This is a genomic window from Zoogloea oleivorans (assembly GCF_008107625.1).
In the GTDB taxonomy this organism is placed as follows: domain Bacteria; phylum Pseudomonadota; class Gammaproteobacteria; order Burkholderiales; family Rhodocyclaceae; genus Zoogloea; species Zoogloea oleivorans.
In genome coordinates, this window is sequence record NZ_SDKK01000079.1 from 1 (window position 1) to 2,444 (window position 2,444).

Genomic DNA, 2,444 nt, shown 5'->3' on the forward strand with positions numbered 1-2,444 from the left:
CGCTGGGCAAGCGTACGCGCGGGCTGAATTCAAAAGAAATTGAAGCGTATTCGTGTCCACGTCGTTCGGCGTGGACACGAATACGCTATTTGGGCTGCCCGGGGGAGATGGGGTGGCCGGACGCTTACACAGATCGAACCCTTCGAGAAGCCACTCCAGCTCCTTCAGCGTGACCGCATGAGCTGCCGTATTCCCCTCGGCCGAAGGCCACGCGAAGCGCTCCTGCTCGAGGCGCTTGTACCACAGGCAAAAACCGTTACGGTGCCAGTACAAGGCCTTGATCTTGTCTCGGCGGCGGTTGATGAACACGTACAAGGACGCCTCGAACAGCGCCATCCCCAGTTCCTGCTCGACCAGCGCCGAGAGGCCATCGATCGACTTGCGAAAGTCGATCGGGACGCGGTACAGGAAGACCGCCTCGATGTGGCTGCCCGGATGCATCAGGGATTCTCCCGGAGGGCCCGGGAGAGCGCCGCGAGCCACGCCGGGCTCGGCAGCGCCGAGAACTCCAGGCGCATCTGGGTGCCGATCATGACACTGCAGCGCGCCTCTTCACGGGCCGCCTCAATCTGCAAAGGGACGAAGCGACCGAGCGGAGCGGCGGCGGGCCGGTTGGTCACCGGCTCGCCCCGTTTGAGGCGCTTGCGCCAGCCATACAGCGAAGCCACCGAAAGACCCTCGCGTTCGGCATAAGCCCGGGTGGTGATTCCCTCCGCCTCGATCGCCGCCAGATGGCGCGACCACGTTTCTGCTACAGATGCCATCTTCGCCGACTCCGTTACTCGATGACCGGAGCGTCGGGGAATCAGCGAAATGCCGCAAGAATGAGGTTTATGGAGCGCTTACGTTGTAGGAGTATGTGTCATCATCTGTCGCTATGATGCAATCAACGGCTGTTGAGCCAAGATCCTTCAACGCCTCTATTCTGAGATGCCCATCAAGAAGCAGAAAGTGATTTTGCTTATTTGGGTCTGGAACAACGGCGGGTGGTTCGATAAGTCCCACCTCCTTAATTGATGCAAGTATTTGCATATATTTAAGGCTAGACTTGACCGCTGGGCGCAGTGATTTTAGTGGAATAATGTTGGCTATTGGAACGTTGGTGCATTGATGAAGAAAGGCTGATTTCGTCTTCTCTATACCGTGTTCGGATGAAGGTGAGGGCGGATTTTGATTCATGCGCGCGCCTCCCCTGATATGCGATCCTTCAGGAGCTTAGGTAGCGTGTCCTTGCCTTCTGCTTGCAGCAAAAGTGCAAACTCTTCGTTTTCGAGCAGGTCTTTTATGGCCTCCGCTGCGAAAATAATCCGCTCGTGCGTGAATTCAGCCTTCTTTGCTCTGATCCGTAATTTCTCTGCTTCAAGTTCGTATAGATTGCGAAGGTCTGATGCCGTCAGGGGCTTCTTCTTTGAAGATTTGCCAAGAGGAACGTTGCCGATAGCTTTGTCGCGTCTGATTCTTTGCTCCAGTAGCTTGCGCAAGGTAGAGAGTTTCTTTCCACGAAACCCCTCTTGATACGCTCCAGCGAGTAGGTTCTGTAATTCAGCGTCGCTGCTTCGAGCGATGTCTGTGGCCATACTGAGTGGAATTGATCCGGCCTCAACCGCAGATAGTAGCTTTTCTTCACCTTTCTCAAGAAGGCCGGCGATCATGTTGACCCAAGATGGGGTGACTCCAATCCGCTGTGCAATTTCACCGTCGTTGTGACCGCGTTTTCGAAGCTCACCGACTTCACGCATCAAGTCGATCGGGCGATGTTGTCGACGTGCGATGTTCTCAACGAGGCTCATGACTAAACAGTCTTCTTCAGAAGCTTCGGTGACAAAGGCTGGAATGGAATCCTGGTTCAGCAACTTGAACGCTTCTAGTCGGCCTTGTCCGCAAATGAGATTGTATCGATGCGACCCATCAGGAAGTGTTCTTCGGCTTACAGTTATTGGCCGTTTCAGTCCAATGGAGCGAATGTTCTCTACTATTTCTAAGTGCTGCTTCTTGTTTCTGGAGCGTGGATTGAGTACGTCGATCCTGTCGATAGGAATCATGATGACGTTTTCGTGGATGACGGCCGGCTTCATGCTGCCTCCTCTATCGGACAGCGAGCGGCGAGCTCGCCGAGGATGTCAAGGCTTTCGAAGCGATAGCCTTCAAGTATCCTGTCGTTTTCTTCTGCAAAGCGACTCGGCCACGAACCCATGTCCAGTCGGGGTATCAGGTAATAGTCACGAATCAGTAAGTTTGCACTGTCCATCCGCACGGCTATCGTTATGTCCGGGGAGAGCCCCGTGTCCAATCGAATGTGCCAGCGTAGTGTTCCAGACGGCAATTTGTGACATCGTGCGATAACTACCGAAACGGACCAATCATTGTTTATGGCTAATAGACTGGTTTTGGTATTGAACGAAACCTCTGCCCCCAAGTTTATAAGCGGCGCGCTCTAGACTGAA

Annotated in this window: 4 protein-coding genes; all 4 read right to left on the reverse strand. The window is 54.1% G+C overall.

Features of this window, described 5'->3' with window-relative positions; translation table 11 throughout:
- Positions 1-441: IS66 family insertion sequence element accessory protein TnpB (tnpB, locus tag ETQ85_RS25755; protein ID WP_222862323.1), on the reverse strand; the 441-nt coding region annotated here is incomplete at its 3' end.
- Positions 441-764, reverse strand: a complete 324-nt coding sequence (gene tnpA / locus ETQ85_RS25760; RefSeq protein WP_148581831.1) for an IS66 family insertion sequence element accessory protein TnpA — start codon at positions 762-764, stop codon at positions 441-443. The genes tnpA and tnpB, both read right to left, overlap by 1 nt.
- 67 nt (positions 765-831) lie before the next feature.
- Positions 832-1,179, reverse strand: a complete 348-nt coding sequence (locus ETQ85_RS25765) for a ParB/RepB/Spo0J family partition protein (RefSeq protein WP_148581832.1) — start codon at positions 1,177-1,179, stop codon at positions 832-834.
- Entirely contained in the window at positions 1,176-2,075 is a 900-nt protein-coding gene (locus tag ETQ85_RS25770; protein WP_148581833.1) for a plasmid partitioning protein RepB C-terminal domain-containing protein, read from the reverse strand. The genes ETQ85_RS25765 and ETQ85_RS25770 overlap by 4 nt, the downstream gene beginning before the upstream one ends.
- Positions 2,076-2,444: the final 369 nt, after the last annotated feature.